The following is a 6,216-nucleotide window of genomic DNA, read 5'->3' as shown; positions in this document are numbered from 1 at the left end:
CGTGTGGATCTCGGGAGGCGACAACAACGTCTTCACGCAGATCGGGTTGATCGTGCTGGTGGGGCTGAGTGCGAAGAATGCGATCCTGATCGTGGAGTTCGCACGGGAGCTGGAGTTCGCCGGACGCACGCCCATCCAGGCCGCGATCGAAGCCAGCCGCCTGCGCCTGCGCCCGATCCTGATGACCTCGCTGGCCTTCGTGATGGGTGTGCTGCCCCTGGTGCTCTCGACCGGTGCCGGCTCCGAGATGCGCAAGGCGATGGGCGTGGCGGTGTTCGCCGGAATGATCGGCGTGACGGCCTTCGGCCTGTTCCTGACGCCGGTTTTCTATGTGCTGATGCGCCGCCTGGCGGGCAACCGGCCGCTCAAGCTGCACGGCGAAGTGCCGCACGGCGACGACTTCGTGTCGGCCGACCATCCGGTGGCGCCTTCGCACGGTGGCGGTGGTGGCGGTCTGCACCCGGTGCCGGCCTCGCCGCGCCCCTCGCATGGCGCGCATGACTGATCGACAAGAAGAAAGAAGGTTGTCCATGACATTCGCAATCCCAACCCTGATGCGCCCCTTGCGCGCCGCCGTGCTGCCGCTGGTGGCGGCCCTGGTGCTGGCCGGTTGCGCCAGCGTGCCTTCGGGCATGCCCACGGTGCCGACCGCGGCGCAGTTCAAGGAACAGCCGGGTGCCACGGCGCCGGCCGGCTTCACCCGGGCCACGCCCGCCGAGGCGCAGCCGCGCGGCGAGTGGTGGCAGGCGTTCAACGACCCGGTGCTCAACACGCTGATCCAGCGCGCCGAGGTCGACAACACCAACATCCAGGCCGCCGCCGCGCGGCTGGCCGAGGCCCGCGCGCTGGCGCGCAGCGCCCAGGCCGACCGCCTGCCGCAGATCGGCCTGGGCGCCGGCGCCAACCGCGGCGCGGGCCTGGACAAGGCCACGGCCAGCACCCGGCCGGGCACCATGACCAACATCGGGGCCACGTTCTCGTACGAGGTCGACCTGTTCGGCCGCCTCTCGGGCGCGGCCGATGCGGCCAAGCTCGACGCGGCCGGCCGCGAGGCGCTGCTGCAGAGCACCCGGCTCGCGGTACAGGCCGAGGTGGCGCAGACCTACCTGCAGCTGCGCGCGCTCGACGCCGAACGCGTGCTGGTGCGCGAATCGGTCGCCGCCTACCGCGACACGCTGCGCCTGACGCAGCGCCGCCAGCAGGCCGGCGACATCGCCGAGCTCGATGTGGCGCGCGTGCAGACCGAGGTGTCGTCCACCGAGTCGGACGCGCTCGCACTCGACCGCCAGCGCGCCCAGGTGGAACATGCGCTGGCCGTGCTGGTGGGCGATTCGGCCTCCAGCTTCGGCATGCGGCCCGACGACTGGGCGACCGCGCTGCCGGTGATCCCGCCGGGCGTGCCGTCCACCGTGCTCACGCGCCGGCCCGACGTGTCGGCCGCGCAGAGCGCCGTCATGGCGGCGCAGGCCCGTGTGGGCGTGGCGCAGACCGCGTGGTTCCCGAACATCTCGCTGACCGGCGCGGCCGGCTACGCCTCGCCCGAGATCGGCGACCTCTTCAAGTGGTCGGCCCGTTCGTGGGGCGTGGGCGCGCTGCTGTCGCTGCCGATCTTCGACGGCGGGCGCCGCGAGGCCGGTGTGCAGGGCGCCAACGCCCAGCTCGACGGCGCACTGGCCAGCTACCGCTCACAGGTGCTGGTGGCGTTCCAGGAGGTCGAAGACCAGCTGGCGGCCATCCGCATCCTGCAGGAGCAGTCGGTGGTGCAGGCGCAGGCCGTGACCTCGGCGCAACGCGCCACCAGCCTGTCGGACACGCGCTACCGCAACGGCTACGTGAGCCAGCTCGACCTGCTCGACGCGCGCCGCAGCGAGCTGCGCAACCGGCGCCAGGCGCTGCAGGTGAAATCGGCCCAGTACCAGGCGACGGTGGGGCTGATCCGCGCCATCGGCGGCGGCTGGGAGGTGCCGGCGGCGGAGAAGGTGGCGACCCGCTGATCGGGTCGATCCGGGCTCAGGCGCTGCTGCCGGGGCCCGGGTGCGTCGCCGTGGCGGCGACCTGTTTCAGCGCCACCGCACCCAGCGCGAGCGCGCTCGAATAACTGGGCTGCGGGCGCGCAGCCACCCGCAGCGGCCGGTAGCCGAGCGTGTCGGAGGTGCTGCCAGTGTCGTGGACGGCTTCGAGCAGGAGCCAGTAGAACCGGCCCGGCTCGCGTTCCTCGACCGTCAGCGCCAGATCGTTGAGGGCGGACATGGCTTGACGGATGCGGCCCGCAGCGGGCCGCATCCCTTGGTACGTCCGACTCGGCTTTCCGGATTCGGTTCAGCGCTCAACGACAATCCCCGGATGAGTTCTAGAGCGACAAGCGGGCCGGCGCGCTGCGTCATGGTCCTGGGCACCACCAGCGGCGCCGGCAAGAGCTGGCTGGCCACCGCGCTGTGCCGGTGGTATGCCCGCCAGGGGCTGCGGGTGGCGCCGTTCAAGGCGCAGAACATGAGCAACAACGCCCGCGTGGTCGAGGGCGGCGAAATCGGCAGCGCCCAGTACTTCCAGGCCCTGGCCGCCAACGCCGTGCCCGACGTGCGCATGAACCCGCTGCTGCTCAAGCCCGAACGCGACACCCACAGCCAGGTGGTGCTGATGGGGCAGGTGAGCGAGGCGCTGTCGACCCTGCCGTGGCGCGGGCGCAGCGAGCGCGTCTGGCCGCAGATCGCGCAGGCCTTCGACGAACTGCGCGCCGAGAACGACGTGGTCGTGATCGAAGGCGCGGGTTCGCCGGCCGAGATCAACCTCATGGCCAGCGACATCGTCAACCTGCGCGTCGCCCGCCATGCCCAGGCGCGCTGCCTGCTGGCGACCGACATCGACCGCGGCGGCGCCTTCGCCCACCTGTACGGTACCTGGGCGCTGCTGCCCGAGGCCGACCGGGCGCTGATCACGGGCTTCGTGCTCAACAAGTTCCGGGGCGATGCGTCGCTGCTGGCACCTGCGCCGCAGCAGCTGCAGGCGCTGACCGGCGTGCCCACCGTGGCCACGCTGCCGATGTGGTGGCAGCACGGCCTGCCCGAGGAAGACGGCGTGTTCGACGACCGCAGCCGCGCCAGCGGCGTGGTCACCCGCACCGTGGCGGTGGTCGCGTACCCGCGCCTGAGCAACCTCGACGAATTCCAGGCGCTGAAGAACGTGCCCGGCGTGCGCCTGGTCTGGGCCCGCACGCCGGCCGACGTGGCGGGCGCCGACTGGATCGTGCTACCGGGCTCCAAGCACACGAGCGGCGACCTCGCCTGGCTGCGCGCGCAGGGGCTGGACCGCGCCGTGGCCGAGCATGCCGCGCGCGGCGGCGCGGTGCTGGGCGTGTGCGGCGGGCTGCAGATGCTGGGTGAGGCGCTGGTCGATCCGCACGGCATCGACGGCAACGCACCCGGGCTCGGCCTGCTGCCGCTCGTGACCGTGTTCGAGCGCGAGAAGACCGTGCGGCACCGCGAGGCGACGTTCTCGGCAGACCTGGTCGCCGGCCCCTGGGCCGCGCTGGCGGGCGTGCGCATCGCCGGCTACGAAATCCACCACGGCCAGACCGCGGCCCACCCGCAACTGGCCCACGACGGCCGCGCCGTGATGCCCGAGGGCCTGGCCTGGCAGAACGCGCGCGGCAACGTGCTGGGCCTGTACCTGCACGGCCTGTTCGAGGACCCGGCCGCGCTGCAGGCGCTGTTCGGCACCACGGCGCCCACGCTGGACGCCACCTTCGACGGCCTGGCCGACTTCATCGACACCCACTTCGACGCCGGCGTGCTCGCCGGCCTGATTGCATGACCGACACCGATTTGATTCCCCCCATTCCTGACATCGCCGACGCCGCGCTCGCGGCGCGCCTGCAGGCCGCGCTCGACAACAAGACCAAGCCCGTCGGCGCGCTGGGCCGCCTCGAAGCGCTGGCGCTGCGTATCGGCACGATCCTGGGCACCGAGCAGCCGGTGCTGGATGCGCCGCAGATGCTGGTGTGCGCGGGCGACCACGGGCTGGCGGCGCGCGGCGTGTCGGCTTACCCGAGCGACGTGACCTGGCAGATGGTCGAGAACTTCCTGGCCGGCGGCGCGGCCGTCAGCGTGCTGGCGCGCCAGCACGGCCTGGCACTCACCGTGGTCGATTGCGGCGTGCGGCGCGACTTTCAACCGCGACCCGGCCTCGTGTCGCGGCGCATCGGCGCCGGCACGGCCGACGCCTCGGCCGGCCCCGCCATGACGCCCGAACAGTGCACCCAGGCCATCGCCAACGGCCGCGAGGTCGTGCGCGCGCTGCCGGGCAACGCGCTGCTGCTCGGCGAAATGGGCATCGGCAACAGCTCGTCCGCGGCGCTGCTGCTGTCGCGCCTGGCCGGGCTGGACATTGGCCTGTGCACCGGCGCCGGCACGGGGCTCGATGCCGATGGCCTCGCGCGCAAGCGCGAGGTGCTGCGCGAGGTGCTCGCCCTGCACGCGGGCGCGACCGCGCCGCTCGACGCGCTGGCCGCGTTCGGCGGCTTCGAGGTGGCGACGCTGGTCGGCGCGGTGCTGCAGGCGGCGCAGGAGCGGCGCGTGATCGTGGTCGATGGCTTCATCGCCAGCGCCGCCGTGCTGGTCGCCCAGGCGATCCGCCCACAGGTGACGCAGCGCTGCGTGGCGGCGCACAGCTCGGCCGAGCCGGGGCACACGCTGCTGCTGAAGCACCTCGGGCTCGAGCCTTTGCTGAACCTCGACCTGCGCCTGGGCGAAGGCTCGGGCGGCGCGCTGGCGTGGCCGCTGCTCGAATCGGCCTGCCGCATCCTGCGCGAGATGGCGAGCTTCGAATCGGCGGGCGTGTCGCGCCAGCAATGAACGGCGTGCGCCACTTCCTGCTGGCCGTCCAGTTCTTCACCCGCGTGCCGGTGACGGGAAAACTCGCCGACTGGGTCGGCTTCAGCCCGCAGATGCTGCGCGCCGCCGCGGCGCACCTGCCGGCCATCGGCTGGATCGTGGGTGGGGTGGCGGCGGCGGTGTTCGTCGCTGTGGGGGCGGGCCTGCCGGGCGTGGCAGGGGCGCTGGTCGCGGCCGTGCTGAGCACCGTCGCCACCGTGATGCTCACGGGCGCTTTTCACGAAGACGGCCTGGCCGACGTGGCCGACGGCCTCGGCGGTTCGGCCAGCCGCGAGCGCGCGCTGGAGATCATGAAGGACTCGCGCATCGGCGCTTTCGGCGCGGTCGCGCTGGTGCTGGCGCTGAGCCTGAAGTTCGGCCTGCTCGCCGCACTCGCCGCGCGCGGGCTGGACGTGGCGGCGGTGTCCATCGTCGGGGCGCACGTGCTGTCGCGGCTGGCGCCGCTGTTCCTGATCCGCTGGCTGCCCTATGTGGGCGACAGCAGCGGCAGCAAGGCCAAGCCGCTGGCCGACGCCATCAGCGGCGGTGCGCTGCTCGTCGCCGTGCTCTGGGCCGCGCCCGCCGTGGCGCTGCTGCTGTGCGCGCACGACGCGGTGCACGTGGGCGCGGCGCTCTTGGCGCTGGTGTTTGCCGGTGGCTGGATGGCGCGGCTTTTCGTGCGTCGGCTGCAGGGCTTCACGGGCGACGGGCTTGGTGCCACGCAGCAGGTGTGCGAACTGGCGATCTACCTCGTGCTGGCGTGGAAGGCATGAGCACCGCGACCGCCCAGCTCTGGCTGCAGCGCCACGCGCCGGTGGTCGCGCCGGCGGGCTTGTGCTACGGCGCGACCGACCTCGACGCCCACGCGGACGGCACGCAGGCCGCCGCTGCGCGCATCGCCGCGGTGCTGCCGGTCGGCATCGCGCTGTGGAGTTCGCCACTGCGGCGTTGCGCCATGCTGGCGGACGCCATCGTCGCGCTGCGGCCCGATCTGTCGGTGCGCCGCGATGCGCGGCTGGCCGAGATGAGTTTCGGCGCTTGGGAAGGGCGCCTGTGGTCGGCCGTGGCCCGCGAAGAGTTCGAGGCCTGGACGAATCGCTTTGCGGATGCCCCCGCAGGAGGCAATGGCGAGAGCGTGCGCGTCTTCATGCATCGCGTGGCCTCGGCGCACGCCGACTGGCTGGCGACCGGCGCCGACGCGCTGTGGGTCACGCATGCGGGCGTGCTGCGCGCGGTGCAGTTGCTGTCGCAAGGCGTGTCGTGCCCCGAGCGGGCCGATCAATGGCCCAACGACGCGGCGGCTTTCGGCGACTGGCGCGTGGTCGCCGCGCCGACCTGAGGGGAACTC

7 protein-coding genes are annotated in these 6,216 nt (G+C 72.8%); 6 read left to right on the top strand and 1 reads right to left on the bottom strand.

Annotated features, from left to right (window positions below; translation table 11 throughout):
• Together AC3WQR_RS03625 and AC3WQR_RS03620 are read left to right on the top strand one after the other, a co-directional pair.
• Positions 1-505: efflux RND transporter permease subunit (locus tag AC3WQR_RS03625; protein WP_492741174.1), on the top strand; the 505-nt coding region annotated here is incomplete at its 5' end.
• A 25-nt stretch (positions 506-530) separates the two neighbouring features.
• Positions 531-1,994 (top strand): efflux transporter outer membrane subunit, encoded by a 1,464-nt coding sequence (locus AC3WQR_RS03620; protein WP_492741173.1) that lies wholly within the window; start codon positions 531-533, stop codon positions 1,992-1,994.
• A 16-nt stretch (positions 1,995-2,010) separates the two neighbouring features.
• Here the strand turns inward: AC3WQR_RS03620 and AC3WQR_RS03615 are convergent, their stop codons facing one another.
• Positions 2,011-2,250 carry a hypothetical protein gene (locus AC3WQR_RS03615; RefSeq protein ID WP_095747589.1) on the bottom strand — a complete coding sequence of 80 codons (240 nt, stop codon included), beginning with the start codon at positions 2,248-2,250 and terminating at the stop codon, positions 2,011-2,013.
• 93 nt (positions 2,251-2,343) lie between these two features.
• Here AC3WQR_RS03615 and AC3WQR_RS03610 point away from each other — a divergent pair, with 93 nt between their 5' ends.
• The 4 genes from AC3WQR_RS03610 to AC3WQR_RS03595 are packed head-to-tail and all read left to right on the top strand — an operon-like array spanning position 2,344 to position 6,207.
• Positions 2,344-3,810, top strand: a complete 1,467-nt coding sequence (locus AC3WQR_RS03610) for a cobyric acid synthase (protein ID WP_492741172.1) — start codon at positions 2,344-2,346, stop codon at positions 3,808-3,810.
• The gene (gene cobT, locus AC3WQR_RS03605) at positions 3,807-4,850 is read left to right on the top strand and encodes a nicotinate-nucleotide--dimethylbenzimidazole phosphoribosyltransferase (protein ID WP_492741171.1); all 1,044 of its coding nucleotides are present in this window, start codon (positions 3,807-3,809) and stop codon (positions 4,848-4,850) included. The genes AC3WQR_RS03610 and cobT overlap by 4 nt, the downstream gene beginning before the upstream one ends.
• A complete protein-coding gene (locus AC3WQR_RS03600; protein ID WP_492741170.1) occupies positions 4,847-5,641 on the top strand; it encodes an adenosylcobinamide-GDP ribazoletransferase in 795 nt (264 codons plus the stop codon). The genes cobT and AC3WQR_RS03600 overlap by 4 nt, the downstream gene beginning before the upstream one ends.
• Entirely contained in the window at positions 5,638-6,207 is a 570-nt protein-coding gene (locus AC3WQR_RS03595) for a histidine phosphatase family protein (protein WP_492741169.1), read from the top strand. The genes AC3WQR_RS03600 and AC3WQR_RS03595 overlap by 4 nt, the downstream gene beginning before the upstream one ends.
• The last annotated feature ends 9 nt before the right edge of the window (positions 6,208-6,216 follow it).

Source organism: Variovorax sp. FW305-3-2-15-B-LB1, assembly GCF_058787635.1.
Note: the sequence above shows the minus strand (reverse complement) of the source record. Positions and strands in the feature narration are given on the sequence as shown.